The 18,326-nt window shown below is 60.8% G+C and carries 10 protein-coding genes and 1 pseudogene; 5 read left to right on the top strand and 6 right to left on the bottom strand.

The window, feature by feature from the left end:
* Entirely contained in the window at positions 1–1,623 is a 1,623-nt protein-coding gene (locus BREU_RS00400) for a sugar porter family MFS transporter (protein WP_081886455.1), read from the bottom strand.
* A 43-nt stretch (positions 1,624–1,666) separates the two neighbouring features.
* On the opposite strand from BREU_RS00400, the gene BREU_RS11135 reads away from it, so the two are divergent.
* Complete coding sequence (locus BREU_RS11135; RefSeq protein WP_052381965.1) at positions 1,667–2,542, top strand: AraC family transcriptional regulator; 876 nt, start codon at positions 1,667–1,669, stop codon at positions 2,540–2,542.
* A 1,389-nt stretch (positions 2,543–3,931) separates the two neighbouring features.
* On the opposite strand, the gene gndA is transcribed toward BREU_RS11135, so the two are convergent.
* Positions 3,932–5,389 (bottom strand): NADP-dependent phosphogluconate dehydrogenase, encoded by a 1,458-nt coding sequence (gene gndA, locus BREU_RS00390; RefSeq protein ID WP_044089313.1) that lies wholly within the window; start codon positions 5,387–5,389, stop codon positions 3,932–3,934.
* A 271-nt stretch (positions 5,390–5,660) separates the two neighbouring features.
* On the bottom strand, positions 5,661–6,944 hold the full coding sequence (locus BREU_RS00385) for a putative ABC transporter permease (protein ID WP_044089311.1): 1,284 nt from the start codon (positions 6,942–6,944) through the stop codon (positions 5,661–5,663).
* 365 nt (positions 6,945–7,309) lie between these two features.
* Here BREU_RS00385 and BREU_RS11130 point away from each other — a divergent pair, with 365 nt between their 5' ends.
* From BREU_RS11130 to BREU_RS00365, 4 genes and pseudogenes are all read left to right on the top strand, one after another.
* On the top strand, positions 7,310–7,909 hold the full coding sequence (locus BREU_RS11130; protein ID WP_052381964.1) for a hypothetical protein: 600 nt from the start codon (positions 7,310–7,312) through the stop codon (positions 7,907–7,909).
* A 582-nt stretch (positions 7,910–8,491) separates the two neighbouring features.
* Complete coding sequence (locus BREU_RS00375) at positions 8,492–11,140, top strand: YhgE/Pip domain-containing protein (RefSeq protein ID WP_081886454.1); 2,649 nt, start codon at positions 8,492–8,494, stop codon at positions 11,138–11,140.
* Positions 11,137–13,299 (top strand): YhgE/Pip domain-containing protein, encoded by a 2,163-nt coding sequence (locus tag BREU_RS00370; protein ID WP_044089310.1) that lies wholly within the window; start codon positions 11,137–11,139, stop codon positions 13,297–13,299. Before BREU_RS00375 ends, BREU_RS00370 begins: the two co-directional genes overlap by 4 nt.
* Before the next feature lie 288 nt (positions 13,300–13,587).
* A pseudogene (locus BREU_RS00365) lies at positions 13,588–14,031 on the top strand (TetR/AcrR family transcriptional regulator); the annotation flags it as partial.
* A gap of 1,192 nt (positions 14,032–15,223) precedes the next feature.
* Here the strand turns inward: BREU_RS00365 and BREU_RS00360 are convergent.
* From BREU_RS00360 to BREU_RS00350, 3 genes are all read right to left on the bottom strand, one after another.
* Positions 15,224–15,793: an FMN-binding protein gene (locus tag BREU_RS00360; protein WP_044089823.1), complete on the bottom strand. Its 570-nt coding sequence runs from the start codon at positions 15,791–15,793 to the stop codon at positions 15,224–15,226.
* 282 nt (positions 15,794–16,075) lie between these two features.
* Complete coding sequence (locus BREU_RS00355) at positions 16,076–16,879, bottom strand: ABC transporter ATP-binding protein (protein WP_044089837.1); 804 nt, start codon at positions 16,877–16,879, stop codon at positions 16,076–16,078.
* 110 nt (positions 16,880–16,989) lie between these two features.
* Positions 16,990–18,297, bottom strand: a complete 1,308-nt coding sequence (locus BREU_RS00350; RefSeq protein ID WP_044089822.1) for an ABC transporter permease — start codon at positions 18,295–18,297, stop codon at positions 16,990–16,992.
* Positions 18,298–18,326: the final 29 nt, after the last annotated feature.

Here is an 18,326-nt window from a genome sequence, read left to right as displayed (position 1 = left end):
TCATTCCGCCTTCATATCTTCTAGCTTCACGCCGGCGGTCTCCGGCAGAGCCTTGACCACGAAGATCAATCCGAGCAAAGCGAACACCGCGTAGATCGCATAGATATTGCCGATACCGACCATACCCTTAAGAGACGGGAAAGTATTGGAGACCAGGAAGTTGCCGATCCAGTTGACGGCAGTGGCGACCGCCACACCAAGCGCGCGGATGTCGTTCGGGAAGATCTCGCCGATGACCACCCACATGGCAGGGCCCCACGTCAGGCAGAACGTCAGGTAGAAGGCATAGACGGCGGTCAGCGTAATCGGGCCCCAAGCGCCCGGCAGGGAGATGCCCGCATCGGTGACGGTGGCCTGATAGAAGCCAAGACTGGCGACGGCCAGAAAGACAGTCATGCCGATGGAGCCCCACTTGAGCAGGTTGCGACGACCGATCTTATCGACGATGAACATGGAAATGACGGTGACCACCACGGCGGCGATGGTGCGGTACACGCTGATGTTCAATGCGGCCTGCTCACTGAAGCCGACAGACTTCCACAGGCTGGAATCGTAGTACAGGATGATGTTCACGCCGCACAACTGCTGTAGAATCGCGATGCCCATCGCAATCCAGACGACCTTTTTCAGACCGAAGGTACGGCCCTTGAGGTCGGAGAGGCGGGCGATGTGCTCGCTCTGCACCGTGCGACGGATCTCGGCGACCTTGGCGCGCGGATCGGCTTCACCAACGATATGCTCGAGGATTTCAGCGGCCTTGTCGTCCTTGCCCTTCATCACCAGGAATCGTGGCGATTCCGGCAGCTTGAACGACACGATGAGCATGATGACAGCCGGCAGCAGCATGGACAACAGCATCCACCGCCATGTGCTCATACCGAACCAGAACGTTTCGTCAGCGCCGCCGGATGCGCCGGCGAATACAGCGTTGACAATGACCGAGGCGAGGATGCCGAGTGCGATGGCCAGCTGCTGGAAACTGCCGAGGAAGCCGCGCATCTGCGAAGGTGCAATCTCCGCGATATAGGCCGGTCCGATTACAGAGGCGAGACCGACGCCCAGACCGCCGATGAAACGGAAGATGATGAACACCCAGATGCCAGGTGCGATGGCCGAGAAGATCGAGCTGACGATGAACAGAATCGCGGCGATGAGAATCGTGGGCACGCGGCCGAGACGATCGGCGATCTGGCTGGTGAACCAAGCGCCGATTACACATCCAAGCAGAGCGCACGAGACGGAAAAACCGCTCATACCGCTGCTCAGACCGAAACCGGATGTGGTTCCGGCGATGGAATCGACCGCGCCGTTGATGACGGAGGTATCGTATCCGAACAGGAATCCTCCCACCGCAGCACATAGGCATACGATGATGATGCGCCGTTTGGCCGCTGGATCGAGCGTCTGCTCCGTTGCTTGCGCAGCGGATGGTGTTGCTTGCGACATTGCTTTTCCTTTCTCTTGGCTGACGTCGTCGTCGTTTTCCACGATAAATGGGCGGGATAGGCTGAGTATGCTGTTTTGTGACGTCGTCACCAGCGTTCTGTGATGAAGTTGGATAATCGCGGATCGGCCGGCTTGCTGAATGTGACACCATAGGAATCCGGAGACGAGACTCTGCATAGACCCTGCATAGACCCTGCATAGGCGCACGGAAGGAAGAACCATGGCCAACGAGTTCTACAATGTGTACGGCCCTACGCTGGATAAGGATTTCTGCGAGCAGGCCATGTACTCTTCCAAATACATCGCGCTGATTCTGGTGCATCATGAGCGTGAGATTGTTCCGGCTCATTGGCATTCCGGCTTGGAGATCAACTACGTCGTCGAGGGGTCCGGAACAGTGACCGTGGATGAACGTGTGGAGCCATTGTTTCCAGGCAAGTTGTGCATCAGCAGCCCCTATGCCGTGCATAGTTTTGTCACGGAAAACAGGAATGGCAAACCACCGCTGATTCTCTCCGTCAGCTACGATGGCGAGCGTGTGAAACAGGTCTACGAATTCGCCGAACGCTTTCTGCTAAGTCCTGATGCGCCAAGTGCGACCGATGAGGACCGAAAGCAGATGGCGGAATTGTGCGCAGAGATGCTGGATGCGACGAATCGGCTCGGACCGGAAACCCCGATGCATATCAATGCGCTGCTGTATGAGATGCTGTATATGACTTACCGGCGATTCGTGGTCGGACCACGAAAACAGCCGATCACCAGAAACGGACGGAATGTAATCCAACCAATAATCGGGTATCTGGAATCACACCACACCGAATACATCACCGCAGACGATCTGGCTCAGCATTTCGGGTACAGCCGGGAGCATTTCTGCCGTTTGTTCAAAGACGGCACCGGCATTAGCTTCAAGGAGTACCTGACCGGTTTGCGACTTGAAGATGCATACCAGCAACTGATGTATCAGAACGTGCGCAGCCTGTCTTCCATCGCCCGGGATGCAGGGTTTCCCAGCGTGCGCAGTTTCTCCCATGCGTTCCAACGCAGATACGGGGATTCGCCATTGCATTACCGCAGCAGTCATTTGGAGTGATTGTGGGAGACTGGCACGCTTGGCGTGCGTTGTGCGCAGTATCGGCCGGCTCCTATCCGGAACAGTTCTTCGTGTCCCGGTAGCTCATTTCGGCCAGTTTTGCGATTCCGGGACAGGATTGTTGTCCCGGAACACCCGTCGGACGATCAACACCGCTACCGAGACAAGTTTTTCTGTCCCGGTAGCGCGATTCAGACGGTTTCTTGGTTTCAGAGACAGGTTTTCGTGTCCCTGTAGCGGGATTCGGCCAGTTTTGCGATTCCGGGACAGGACTGTTGTCCCGGAACACCCGTCAAACGATCGAAACCGCTACCGAGACAAGTTTTTCTGTCCCGGTAGCGCGATTCAGATGATTTCTTGGTTTCAGAGACAAGTTTTCGTGTCCCTGTAGCGCGATTCGGCCAGTTCCGCGATTCCGGGACAGGACTGTTGTCCCGGAACACCCGTCAAACGATCGACACCACTACCGGGACAAATCCAAGATTGCACAAAACCGCGAAATTCCGCCATTTTTCGCAACCAGCCCACGCACAGCACCAAATCCCCTATACGGAGCTTGTCCCTGTAAGCGAAAAACAGCGCATTACGGATTCAGGGACAGATTTTCACGTCCCTGTAGCACGATTCGGACGGTTTCTTGGCCTCCGGGACAGGCTTTCGTGTCCCCGTAGCACGATTCGGACGGTTTCTTGGCCTCCGGGACAGGCTTTCGTGTCCCTGTAGCAGGATTCAGACGGTTTTTGGTTTCAGGGACAAGCTCTCGTGTCCCTGTAGCACGATTCGGGCCACTCCACGATTCCGGGACAACGAAACGGGTCGAAACATAAGTCATCTACGCCAACACATTATGTTTCGACCCGAATCAGATACCCAAAACGGGTCGAAACATAAACCCCAATCAACAAAAGCTTATGTTTCGACCCGTTCACAGCAAGACTCAGCTGGCTCGGCGGCAAACCACCCAGCACGAAGAAGGCCGGGAGCCCATAAAGTCCCTAACATCTTGCATCGGAGATTTGTTGGCGTTATAACTACCCCTCAGTCCCGCTTCGCGGGCCAGCTCCCCTGACAAGGGGAGCCGAAAACACAGCCAACGAACTTCCGTCACAGGTATTAGATTCGCTCCGTTTGACTACCGGCCGGAGAGCCCACCGGACTGTCCTCAAGCCGGACGATCAGCTCCGCTGCTCTTCAGGCTCCAAGTTCCATCTTGCTCGGCGGTAAACCGCCTCGCACCGAAGAAGGCTGGACGGCCCCGGCTTCCTGGCCTTCTTCGAACAGCAATTACGGACTCGCTCTACGAGCGAGACTCAATACTGGGTTTGACGGCATAGCCGCCAACCACCGAGCCGGCCGGAGAGCCCACAGGGCTCTCCTCAAGCCTGAAGATCAGCTCTGCTGCTCTTCAGGCTTGCCCGGCTCGGCCCAGAGCGTGTGGAAAACGCCGGGCTTGTCGACGCGGCCGTAGGTGTGGGCGCCGAAGAGGTCGCGCTGGGACTGGGTCAGGGCGGTGGGCAGGCGCTTGGAGCGCAGACCGTCGTAGTAGGCCAGGGAGCTGGAGAACACCGGGGTCGGAATGCCCGCCTCGATAGCGCGAACAATCACGCGACGCCATGCATCCTGGGATTCGCCGATGATCTTCTCGAAGTACGGATCGAACAGCAGAGAGGCCGGCGGGTTATCGCCCTTGAACGCCTCAGTGATGCGGTCGAGCAGGAACTGGGCGCGGATGATGCAGCCACCACGCCAGATGCGGGCCACTTCGGACAGGTTGATATCCCAGCCGTACTCCTTGGCACCATCCTGAATCTCGTTGAGGCCCTGCGCGTAGGCCACCACCTTGGAGGCGAACAGCGCCTTGCGCACGTCCTCGACGAACGCCGCACGGTCCTCGCCAGCCAGATCGATGGTCTTGTTCGGACCGGCCAGGCCCTCGCGCTGGGCGGCCTCACGCAGCTCGCCGTGGCTCGACAGCGCGCGGGCGAACACCGCTTCGCCGATCGCAGCCACCGGAGAGCCGAACTCCAGACCGGTCTGCACTGTCCAGGTGCCGGTGCCCTTCATGCCGGCGTGATCCACGACCACGTCCACGAACGGCTTGCCGGTCTCGGCATCCTTGTGGTGCAGGATCTCGGCGGTGATCTCGATGAGGTAGGAGTCCAGATCGCCCTTGTTCCACTCCTCGAACACGTCGCCGATCTCCTCGGCATCCATGCCCAAGCCGCGGCGCAGAATGTCGTAGGCCTCGCCGATGACCTGCATGTCGGCGTACTCGATGCCGTTGTGCACCATCTTGACGAAGTGGCCGGCGCCATCGGTACCGATGTGGGTCACGCACGGCTCACCGTTGACCTTGGCGGCGATGGATTCGAGGATCGGGCCCAGGGTCTTCCAGGATTCCGCGGTGCCGCCGGGCATCAGGGACGGGCCGTTGAGCGCGCCCTCCTCACCGCCGGATACGCCGCAGCCCACGAAGTGGAAGCCCTTGGCGCGCACTTCCTTCTCACGCTTGATGGTGTCCTTGAAGAAAGAGTTGCCGCCGTCCACGATGATGTCGCCCGGCTCGAACACTTCCTCGAGCTGCTCGATCACGGCGTCGGTCGGAGCACCGGCCTTGACCATGATGATGGCGGTGCGCGGACGCTTCAGCGAGGCCGCGAACTCCTCCAGCGTCTTGGCCGGCACGAAGTTGCCTTCGGTGCCGTGCTCGTCCATCAGCTTTTCGGTACGGGAGTAGTGGCGATTGAACAGCGCCACGGTGTTGCCGTGATGTGCCAGGTTACGAGCCAGGTTAGAGCCCATCGCAGCCAGTCCGATGACACCGATATTTGCAGTAGCTTCGGCCATATGCCTTGCCTTTCTTGACCGTGGAACGCCAGCGGGCGCCCCGATGATCGGCGGCTGAATATGTCCGCGATGCATCAGTGCGCATCACGGATACGTCCGCCCGCCGACGCCTCCGATACAGAGGCCCGGATTTCGTTCAAACACTGCCAGTTTATCGTTCAGTCCGACACGTTGCACGGCCCGTCTTACGCTCCCCGCATATTGGCGACAATCGAGGGTCTTCATACGCTCCAGCCTCCAGCGATACCCAGATATCCAGATACGCGACCCGCTACATGCGGCCGGCCTTGGACGGGTCGATGTGCATGGTCTGGAATCGTTCGGCCATGTAGTCGTTGCCGTAATGCTCGCTGAACCATACCGCGGCGGGCGAATCCGGCACATTCCCGGACATGCGCCCGTACCAGCAGTCCAGAGCCATCAGCGTGAACACGATATCCACCACCATCAGCACCGCACACACTGCGGTCAGCGAATACCGCACTTTCCAAGGGATGCGATTGATGAGCGCCAGCATGCGCGGCAGCAGCCAGCGCACCCAGACGACACCGATCAGCCCCCAGAAGAACATATACTTGCCGGAGGTGCGGCCGTCGATGGACAGCCATTGTCCGGTGTAATCCCAGGCCGTGATACCGAACGCCACTTCCATGAACCAGCTGGTGGCGTATTCGAACGCACCGCCGATCACCGCCGACGCGCAGAAGATCAGGAACGGATTCGCCTTCCACAAGCGGTTCAGGCACACGGTCACCAGCACCGCACCGCAGCCGTAAATCGGCGAGAACGGGCCCCACAAGAGCCCCGCGCGATCCTGCAGCTCCCCGTGGTACAGCGCCAGATGGTAGATGGTCTCGATGGCGAGGCCGCCAATCGAGGCGATGGTGAACAGCCAGAAGATGTTGAAGAAGTCCAACGCAATATAGCCCTTGCCGGACTGGTCGCGACCGAGCATGCCTGCGGCGACCGCGGATTCATAGTCATCGCGCTCATCCATGCGCCTCAGCGCGCGCTGCAACCGACGCTCCTCGCGCAGCCCCGGATCGGCGGTCACGGAGATTACGATAAGGATCACCATCTGGATGGCCGGCAACACCACATTCCACCCCAAGCCCTGAAGCGCGAGGGACAGCATGCCATCCGCCAAGGTGAGCGGCATCAGCACATACGCCCAGCGGGCGGCGTACCGGCGGCGGTTGAGTACGAGCAGTACGCCGAAAATCATCAATGCTATGGCGTTGCCGATCAGTACCACCGCGTGAAGCGCGGACAGCACGAACGTCAGGCTCATCGCGTCCACCTGCACATGGCCCGTCATAATCTCATGCACGGAGTACCACGTGGCGAATACCACAATCGGCAGGGTGGCCAGCCCGTCGAGCAGCACCAGCACGCCATAGACGCGAGCCAGAATCGGCAGTCGTTTGGCGTCAAGATCCAGTTCGGCACCGTCCAGTTCGGCGGCTACCAGGTCGGCTTCGAGAGCCGATTCCCTAGCCTCTTTGGATGCGGAAGATTCCCTACGATGGGACTGTTCAGGCGTGCGATCAGACATGATGATTCCCTCCTATGCCGTCGCTCGAATGGTTTCCATTGTGACATGGCGGGTCCTCAACGTCGGCGATCAGCGCTGAGATTCAACCCCGGCAGCAATAGTCCCTGCCCTGCGCATTCAGGAAACGTCCAACAACCTTCCAGACGTCCTTTCCGCACATTCCAGAGGCCCCACCGGGCCACCGCAGTTCCCTTTATGCCCGAGGCAGTGTACTGGAGTCAATAGCAAACAGGGTACGCATCCGCGAGCGCACAGGCATAAGGCCCGCAAGGACAGGCCCGCGTATCCGCGAGCGCACCGGCGGTAATCGTCCATAATCACCCACAATCAACCAACTTCAATCATTCATCGATTAAGGAATCATCATGACCAGCAACAACACCAACCCGAACACTGGAGCCAATCGCACAGACCAGAATGTACAGGCCACAGCAGCCACCGAGCCGATCAACGGCAACTGGACCGCGAACACCCACCAGTACCAGAATCCCCACAACAGCCAGACGCCCGGCGTCAACCCGCAGCAAGGCCCTGCACAGACGTTTGGCGCCACCCGGCAGCCATATGGCGCCGACGGCAATGCATCTTGGGCTCAATCCCAGCAAACCTGGAATCAATCTGGCACCACTGCTCCGCACGGGTTCGCGGACGCGTCGGCGACCAGCCAAGGCTCGGCATTGAAGTCCTTCGGCGGCAAGACCATAGCCATTATCGCGGGCATCAGCCTGGGCTGCGGACTGATCGGCGGCCTCGGCGGCGGATTGGCCTACGGCGCGATTTCCGGAGGACATTCCCAAGGCGTGAGCCAGCAGATGCAGATGTCTGACGGCAATGGACAAGGAGGCAAGTTCCAAGGCATGCCCGGCAACGGACAAGGCGGACAGTCCAATGAATCCGACTCCGGTTCCGCCGATTCCTCCAGCTCGTTCGACTCCGCAGACAGCACCGGCAACATCCAAAGCTGACAATGACTACCACTTCACGGTGTCGGGCGGATCCCCGGATTTCTTGCGCTGAAATCTACCCGACACCGTCCAACACCGTCCAGTACCGTCCGCACCGTTCAACACCACCCAACACCACCCAACACCGGCACCGTCCAGTACCGTCCGACATCATCCAGTGCAAGAAATCCGGGGGATAACCCCACTCACCCCAAATTTCTTGCGCTCAGTGACACTCAGCGCAACAAATTCCCGAAACAAACCCACCCGGCGGGAAATACTTGCACTCAGCGACACCCAGCGCAACAAATTCCCGAAACAAACCCACCCGTCCCGGATTATTGGCGCTGAATCGGCGTCAGCGCAAGAAATCCGGGACGGCACATCACATACCGCCCCAAGCCGCACCCCAACAACAACCCAACACCCTAATAATCAGACACATCGAGCAGCGACGCACGATTATTACACCGCAATCCAGCGCAATTCCGCCAAATCCCCCATACCCACCTTCCCAAATCTCCCGACACGGTATTACGCTACCCAATGCGTAGCGCTACGGAAAACGTAGCGAATACCAATAGACACAGCTCCGGGGGTAGCATGGGCAATATTCTCAAAGTCCTCAAGCGCGACTTCATGCGCCTGTTCAAGGTACCCACCGCTTGGGTGATCCTGTTCGGCATGGTGTTCATCCCACCGTTGTATTCGTGGTACAACATCGTGGGCTTCTGGAACCCTTACGGCAACACCAAAGGCATCGTGGTGGCGGTGGCCAACAACGACGCCGGCACCGACAACGCGCTGATCGGCAAGCAGAACCTCGGCGACCAGATCGTCGACCAGATGAAAAACAACGACCAGCTCGGATGGACGTTCCTCAGCGAAGCCGAGGCGATGGACCAGGTGCAGTCCGGCAAGGCGTATGCCGCCATCGTGATCCCGAAGAACTTCTCCGACGCCCTGGCCGGCGTGGTCACCGGCGGCGACACCAAGCCCATCCTCGAGTACTACGTCAACGAGAAGGCCAGCGCCATCGCCCCCAAAGTCACCGACGTGGGCGCCTCCACCATCGACCGCACCGTCAACTCCACCTTCGTCTCCACGGTGTCCAAAGTCCTGACCGACACCATCAACAAAGCCGGCGACAAAGCCCTCGCGACAGGCGACAAGACGAAGGCCAACACCGTCGCATCCCTGAACGAGGCATCCGGCGACGTGCAGAACACGCGCGACACCATCGCCAAGCTGCAGGACAAGCTCGACCAGACCCCCACCAAGACCCGCACCGCGCGCCAAGCGCTGGAGGACGCGCGCACCCTCGGCATCGACGCCGCCGAAGGCCTTGCCGGCACCTCCAAGCTCATCGGCAGCACACAGAACAGCGTCAACAGCTTCGTCACCTCCACCTCGGGCGCGCTCGACCAAGGCTCGAGCCTGCTGAGCCAAGCCGTCTCCCAAACGAATCAGAACATCGGCACGGTGACCGGCTCCATCAGCGCCGCCAACCAGCAGGTGGGCGGGATGCTGAACACCGCCGAAGACATCAACGACGCCAACGCGGCCATCCTGGAAACGCTGAAAAGCCTGCCGAACGCGAATCAGGAACCGTTGAAATCAGCCATCGAGCGACTGGAACAGCGCAACGGCCAGCTCGCCGGCACGCTGGGCAATCTCAAGAGCCTCAACACCACCATCAGCAGCGCGTCGCAGCATACGGCCGGACTCTCCAACAATCTCAACACGGCCACGCAGACCACGCTGAACGCCACGAACGACGCCCGCAAAACCCTGGTGTCCGGCGCACTCCCCCAGCTCAACAGCGGACTGAGCACCATCAGCGCCACCGCAGCCACGCTCTCCAACGACATCACCAACCAGGGCACGCTGATCGACCAGTCCAAAGAGGCCCTCGACCAGCTGGACAAGGCCGCCGCCTCCACGAAAACCGCGCTCGACGACACCGATAAAGCGCTCGCCAATGTGCAGACCAAGCTGGATACGCTTGCCACCGACATCAAGGCGATGAGCATCTCCACGTCGCTCGGCTCCCTGCTCGACAGCGACGGGTCGCTGGACTCCTCGAAAATCGCCGATTTCATGATGTCCCCGACGGTGATCAAGGAGCAGACCATCTATCCGGTGTCGTCGTACGGCTCCGGTATGGCCCCGCTGTTCACCAACCTCGCCTTGTGGGTGGGTGCGTTCGTTTTGGTGGTGATTCCCAAGGTGGAGACCGATGACGAAGGCATCCCTGGACTTACCCCGACGCAGGGCTATATGGGCCGGTTCCTCCTGTTGGCCACGCTCGCCGCATGCCAAGGTCTGGTCACCGGCATCGGCGATCTGGTGCTCGGCATGCAGTGCGAGAACATCCCTGTATTCCTGCTCACCTGCCTTATTACCTCGTTGGTATACATGTCGGTGGTGTTCGCCCTGTCCACCACGTTCATGCATGTGGGCAAGGGCGTCTGCGTGGCGCTGGTGATCTTGCAGGTGCCAGGCGCCTCCGGTCTGTATCCGATCGAGATGATGCCCCGGTTCTTCCGCATCATCTATCCGCTGCTGCCGTTCACCTATTCGATCGACGCGATGCGCGAGACCATTGGCGGCTTCTACGACGGCCTATGGTTCGGCTATATCGGCAAACTGCTGATGTTCGCCGTCCTGGCCTTCCTACTCGGCTTGGTCGCACGCCCGAGGCTGGCGAATCTGAACCGTCTGTTCGCGCGCGAAATCGAGGAAAGCGACATGATCATCGGCGAACCCGTGCATATCGCCACCAACGAATACCGCGTCACCCAGGCGATTGCCGCGCTGGCGAATCGCACCGAATACAAGCATGCGATTGAGCGGCGCGCAGCCAAGTTCACCCAGCAGTATCCGAAGCTACTGTCCGGCGCGCTGATCGCCGGATTCGTTGTGCCGGCGGCGCTGATCATCATCTTCTCCCTGACCACCGGCGAGAAGATCGTGGTGATGGCCACCTGGCTCGCCTGGGTGCTCATCATCATCGGCTTCCTGATGGTCGTGGAATACATGCGCGACTCGATCCGCCGGCAGACCGAGCTCGGCAATCTCTCTGACGAGTCGATTCGCTCGATGCTCTACGGACGGCATGCCGCATCCTCTCCGGAAAGCAACGGCGACGCGCCCACAGTCAGGATTCCGGCTATTCACGCGCCCGCTGCGGGCGCGCACGAGGACGCACAGCACAACACGCAGCACAAGGAAGGAAGGCACGCACGATGAGCACGATGTGGAAGCTCTTCACCGGAGACGTCAAACGACTGACCAGCAACGTGGTCTCCATCATCATCGTGATCGGCCTGACCATGATCCCCGGCCTGTTCACGTGGTTCAACGTGGCGGCCTGCTGGGACCCGTTCTCGAACATGTCGAACCTGAAGTTCGCGGTGGCGAACACGGACTCAGGCTATAAGTCGGATTTGATTCCGATGAAGGTCGTCGTCGGCGACCAGGTGGTCAACGCCCTGCGCGCCAATTCGCAGCTCGACTGGACGATCACCTCCAAGGACGACGCCATCGACGGCGCGAAATCCGGCAAGTACTATGCCGCCATCGTGATTCCGGAGTCATTCAGCGAAGACATGATGACGTTCTTCTCCGATGACGTGCAGCACGCCAAGCTGACCTACTACCGCAACGAGAAGAAGAACGCGTTGGCCCCGAACCTGCTCAACGAGGGCACCGACGAGGTGGCATCGCAAATCAACACCACATTCGCTCAGACCATCACCGCCGCCGGATTGGAGATCGCCTCGTCGCTGGCGGATCAGCTCTCCACACCGGAAGCCAAGCAGCAACTGACCGCATTCAATGCGAATGTCGCCGATTTCGCGTCGCAGCTCGACAGCACCGCAGACATGCTGGGCACCTACAGCACGCTCACCGATTCGGCACAGACCCTGCTGGACACCTCGAACAGCCTGATCAAGCAGGCCTCGGGTTCGGCGTCCACGGCCAGCAAGAACCTGAAAACCGCCAAACAGGGCGTCACCGATGTAGCCGGGGCGCTGAACACCACCACCGACGCGATGGGCAACGCGCTGGACGCGAGCGCCAGCAGCTTCGGCGCGGTGTCCGACTCCATCGACGCCCTCTATCAGGACGCGAACAACGGTTCGACCACAGTGGCCGATGAGCTTGACGCGCAGGCCACCGCGGTCGCCGACCAGATCACCCAGTACACGTCGATCCGCAATACGCTCGCCGGCATCCTCGGCGAGGATGCGGCCGTGGTCAAGTCGCTGGATCGTTCGATTGCGCGACAGACCAAGCTCAAGGATGCGTTGAACGCGGCGGCCACCGACGTGCGCAACAGCAACGCCGACGTCCAGAACCGTCACCAGCAGGTCAAGGATCTCGCCGATCAGGCGAAAAGCAGCATCGCCGGCGTGAAGTCGGACTTCGCCACGAACGTGAAGCCGCAGATCGAATCCCTGTCCTCGTCCGCGTCCGAAGCCTCGGGCATCCTCCAGTCCGGTGCGGCACAGCTGAAGACCTCACTGAGCGACGTAGAAGGCACTTCCAGCGACGCGAAGACCATGCTCACCAACGCGCGCACCACGTTGGACAGGGTGTCCGGCAAGCTGCGCGCCGCCGGCGATGAATTGAGCTCATTCAACGGCAAACTGGCGGACGCACTGAACAGCGGCGATATGGGCATGGTCAAGGAGGTCCTGGGCAATGACCCCGAGGCGCTGGCGAGCACCCTTGCGGCTCCGGTGCAGCTGAAGCGCACGGCCGTGTTCCCGGTGGAGAACTTCGGTTCCTCGATGGCGCCGTTCTATACGCTGATCCCGCTGTGGGTTGGCGCGCTGCTCATGGTGGTGACGTTGAAGACCACCGTCTCGCGCAAAACTCGTGAGGCGCTGGGCAATCCGCGCCCGCATCAGCTGTTCCTCGGTCATTATGGCGTGTTCGCGCTCATTGCGCTCATGCAGTCCACGGTGTCGCTGACCGGCGATCTGCTGTTCCTGCACGTGCAGGCGGTGCATCCGCTGCTGTTCATGCTCTCCGGCTGGCTGAGCTCGTTAGTGTTCTCGTTCTTCACCTACACGGCGGTGGTGAGCTTCGGCAACGTGGGCAAGGCGATTGGCGTGCTCATGCTGATCGTGCAGATCTCCGGCGCGAACGCCGCCTACCCGGTGCAGGTGCTGCCCGATTTCATCTCCAAGGTCAGCCCGTTCCTGCCGCTGACCCATTCGGTGACGATGATGCGCGCCGCCATCGCCGGCATCTACGATCTCGACTATTGGAGGGCGGCCGGCATGCTGCTGGCGTTCGTGCCACCGCTGCTGTTGCTCGGCCTGCTGCTGCGCAAGCCGCTGGTGCGGTTCAACCAGTGGTATGTGGCCAAGGTGGAGAGCACGAAGGTGCTGAGCTGACGCCGAGATTCTCGGCTACCCTTGGCTCCACTCGTTGAGGGGAGCTGTCAGCGGCTCTGGCTAAGGGAAGTCATCAGCCAGAGCCGAGTGGACGTACAGAAATTGACGTCATCATCCGCATCGTCACGACATCATGAAGACACCATGAAGAAAGAAGAAGTCATGAAAACCATATCCGGCACAGCCATAACGGCGAAGCCGGTCTCCAAGTCACCGGTCATACCGATGGCCGCGCCATCAGTTGCGCCTCGCGCCGAACGTCGCCGCGAAGCCACCGACCGCAAGCTCATGCACGCCACGTTGCAGATCGCGGTGGAGCGCGGCATCAGCGGCGTGACCATCGAGGAGGTGGCCCGGCGCTCAGGTGTGGCCAAGACCACCATCTACCGTCGGTACCACAATTCCAACGAACTGCTGCGCAGCATCAGCGCGATGTATCTGGTCAGCGGCGAGGCTGGCCCGGTGCCCAGCCCCACGCGCGAGCACTTCACTCAACTGTTGCAGCGGTTGGTGGATTGGGTGCGCGACAACAACATCGACGTCAAGCATGTGGGCATCGTGCTCTCGAGCGAGGCGGAATTCTTCCATCACATCGTCGATCAGGTGATCACGCCGTGGCTCAAGCAAGTGCGGACGTTCATCGGCCAAGGTGTGGCACAGGGCATCTTCCGCCCCGGCATCGACGAGAGGCTACTGCTGTCCACCATCATCGGCTCGCTGGTGGCGTATGAGCCATCATGGGCACCGGCAGCGCAGACGGTGCAGGCGCCTATGCGGGCGCGGACGACGTCGCAAACGCAGACGGTGCGGAAGCCGGCGCAGACGCAGGTACTGATGCAGGCGCAGGTGCAGACGGTGCGGAAGCCGGCGCAGACGCAGACGGTGCGGAAGCCGGCGCAGACGCGGATACGGATATTGTCGCGACGGACGGCGGTATGGCCCACGGCGCGGTTAGCGGTATGGCCAGCGGCGCTGATAGCAATGTTACAACCGGTACTGATAGCGCTACGAGCGACCACAGCTGGATGGGTATGACCACAGCGAGCGGATTATCAGACGCCACCGGAACCTCATGGGCCGACCGTATGGCCGACTTGCTCTGGCCCGCCCTGCTCAAGTGACCTCCCGATCGCACCGGACGCCGCCCGATCGCACTCAATCTTCTGTCCAATAGTGGAATCGCCACGCCACGACAACTTCAGCGGGCCAATACCACTACTCACCCGAGGATTTGCCCCGCTAAGAGCTTCCCAGTGGGGCATTCCCACCAGTCACCCGAGGATTCGCCCCACTGAACACGCACCAGTGGAGCATAACCACCACCAAACCGATGCATTGCCCCGCTGAGCACCCCTGAGCGGGGCATTCCCACCAGCCACCCGAGGAAACGCCCCACTGAACACGCCTCAGTGAGGCACAACCACCACCAAACCGATGCATTGCCCCGCTAAGCGCCCTGAGCGGGGCATTCCCACCAGCCACCCGAGGAAACGCCCCACTGAACACGCCTCAGTGAGGCACAACCACCACCAAACCGAGGAATCGCCCCACTGAACACGCACCAGTGGAGCACAATCACCACCAACCCGAGGATTTGCCCCACTGAGCACGCCTGAGCGGGGCATTCCCACCAGCCACCCGAGGAAACGCCCCACTAAGCGCGCCTCAGTGAGGCACAACCACCACCAAACCGATGCATTGCCCCACTGAGCACGCCTGAGCGGGGCATTCCCACCAGTCACCCGAGGAAACGCCCCGCTAAGCGCCCCTCAGCGGGGCATAACCACCACCAAACCGAGGTTTCGCCCCGCTAAGCACCCCTGAGCGGGGCATTCCCACCAGCCACCCAAGGAAACGCCCCACTGAGCACATACCACCGGGGCACAATCACCACCAACCCGAGGATTTGCCCCGCGAGATGGGGCTACTCCTGAATGGAGGCCTCCTGCCGGGCGATCTCAAGCGCCTTGTTGAATGCTTCGGACGTCCAGCTGGCTCCTGCCACCTTGTCCACCTTGAGATCCTTGAGCGGCTTGCCGTCCACCACACCATTGATGGCCTTGGCAAAAGCGTTCTGATGGTTCTTGGAGATTGTGGTGAACGGATGTCCCACAATCTCGACGTTCTCGACGTTGCCGTCCTTGATGGTCAGATGCACATCGATGGAATCCTCACCAATCGGCCCGTACTGGCCATTGATGGAGTAATCGCCGTCCTTGTAATTGCCGGTGTCCTTCTTGTCGGACGTGGTGGACGACGAATCCGAGGACGAGCCATTGCTCGAGTCGGCCGAATCGCCGGAATCGCCGGAAACCGACCCACTTGACTGCGGCTGCTCCTCCTGGGATTGCTGGGTCTCGCCGGAATTGCCGGAATACTGGTCATCCATCGGGGTGGCCTTGGATTCGCCGCAACCGGCGAGCAGCGCACCGGTTACCACCAGTCCCGCTGCGGCCAATGTGGCTGTTTTCTTCAACGTGTTCTTGTCGGTCATATTTCAATCCTATTGATTCAAGGTCATGCGGAGACTCACCTCGGTCACTGCATGACAGCTCCCCTCGGAGAGGGAACCAAATATCGTCGCATGAGCGGAACCCATAACGGCTTCTCTCAGAGAGGGAAACCTGGTTTGCTGCCAGAGACCGGTCGGGAAGCGGCGCGATTCCGCCCCACTCAATCAGCTTCGTCACCAGCCCCTACTAGCTCCCCTCAAAAGAAGGCGCCCGATGTACTTGCTGCGGCTTGGTCTGGCCGGGTAACGGCGGCATCCGCCAGGCTATTCGCTGAGCGAGTCGCCGGTTTTGGCGGCTTTGGTGGGATCGGCGAATCCGATGGCGGTTTCGCCGGTCTGCGCGCCTTCGACCTGCGCACCGGTGGAGGCAGGCTTGCCGCCGGCTGCCTCATAAGCCTCGCGGGCCTTCTCGTCATTCCATTTCTCACCCACCAGCACGCCGTGGTTGAGCATGATCTCGCGCTCGGCGCAGCCGGCGACCAGCGCGTCGTGCGTCACCACGATGATGGTGGTGCCCTGCTGGTGCAGCTGGCGGAACAGGTCGAGCACAATCTTCTCGTTCTTCTCATCCAGATTGCCGGTGGGCTCGTCGGCCAGGATGAGCTTCGGCTCGTTGATCAGCGCGCGGGCCACGCACACACGCTGCTGCTCGCCGCCGGAGAGCTGGCCGGGCAGATGATGGGCGCGATCCTTCAATCCCACCTTTTCGAGCGCCTCAAGGGCCTGCTTCTCATCGACGACCGAATGGTAGTACTGCGCCACCATCACATTCTCCACGGCGGTCAGATGCGGCACCAGATAGAACTTCTGGAACACCAGACCGATCATGTTCTTGCGCACGTCCGCAAGCTGCGAGGCGTTGAGGTCCTCCAGCTTGCGGCCTTCGAGCTTCACCGAGCCTTTGGACGGCGTATCCATGCAGCCGATCATGTTCATCAGCGTGGTCTTGCCGGAACCGGACGAGCCGACGATGGCTAGCCATTCGCCCTGCGGCACGGTGAGACTGAGGTCATCCACGGCATGCAGGTCGCCGTAGATCTTCGAGATATGGTCGAGTTCAAGCAGCATATCCATGATGGTTCTCCTGATTGCTAATGAGTCTAGTCGTTCTGGCAGGCGCCGCTCCTCCGCTCCTCCGCTTCAGAGAGGCAGAAAGGAGGGAGCCCGCGCATGGGGGGTTATTCTTCGCGCAGCACCACGGCCGGGTCGATGCGGGTGGCGCGGTGAACGGGCGGGATCGAGGCGACGACCGCCACCAGCGCGGACAGCGCCACGGATGCGGCGGCAAGCCACCAGTTGAAGCCGATGGAGCGCTGGAACACGGCCACGCATAGCCATTGCGCCAGGCCGAAGCCGATCGCGGTGCCGATAAGACCGCCGATCAGGCCGTACATGGCCGATTCCACGTAGAATTCCGCGCCGATGGCCGACGAGCTGGCACCGAGCGCCTTGCGCAGACCGATCTCATTGCGGCGCTGGGAGACGATGGAGCTGATGGTGGTGCCCACGCCCACCAAGGTCAGCGCCAGCACCACCAGCGAGACGATCCAGAACAGGGTCTGCAGCATCGTGATGATACGCGTATCGGACGAGGTGATCTTGGTGACCGGCTGGGCCTTGACATGCATCGAGGTCATGTCGTTGATGCTGGCTACGAGGGCGTTCAGGTCTTCCGTGCCGGCCGAGTATTCGATGACGTCCACACCGCGAGTGGTGCCGGTGAGTTTGGCGACGTCATCGTTGGTGGCGTAGATGATGGAGTCCTCGCTGCCGCCCGTGTCCACGATGCCGGCGACGCGGAACTCGGTGCCGGAAGTGTCCATGATGTCGCTGGAGACGCGGCCGTCCTGCGTGGGCTGGGAGGAGGAGACGTTCGCGGACGAGCTCTGCGAACCGTTGGCGGTGCTGGTCTCTCCCTCAGTCGCAGCATCCGCTGCGCCAGCTCCCTCAGCAGAGGGAGCCGAAGTAGAAGTGGAGGAACCGGCGTTGTCGGCGGCACGATAGCCGATGGTGATGCGCCCGCCGATTTCCAAGCCCATCGCGTCGGCCACGTCGCGGCCGATCATCACCTTGCCGGCCGAGGGCCATGCGCCGTCCACCACCCAGTGATGGTTGAGATTCTTCACCTCGGCGACATCGATACCGGCCATCACGTAAGGGGCTGCGTTCACGCGCACATTCTCGTAGCGATAGGAGGCGTGCTTTTCGGAGCCTTTCGCAGCCACCATTTCGGTGGTGTGCGCGACCATGGCCGAGTCGATGCCGGCCTTGCCGTCAGTGCCGGAGGCGGCAGGCGTCACGATGAGGTTCGCGCCATACGCGCGCATCTCCTCGTTCATCTGCTGCGGCACGGCGATGCAGATCATCGCCAGGCAGAACAGTGTGGCAGCGCCCACCAGCGAGGCCACCACAGCCATCACCGCGCGCGAACGACGGCGGAACACCGCGCTGAACAGCATTCTGAAGAACATGCCGGTATTGGTCATCGGCGGTCTCCTTTCTTGCATACGTTGAC

Origin of the sequence: Bifidobacterium reuteri DSM 23975, from assembly GCF_000741695.1 — a bacterium.
GTDB lineage: Bacteria > Actinomycetota > Actinomycetes > Actinomycetales > Bifidobacteriaceae > Bifidobacterium > Bifidobacterium reuteri.
Note: the sequence above shows the minus strand (reverse complement) of the source record. Positions and strands in the feature narration are given on the sequence as shown.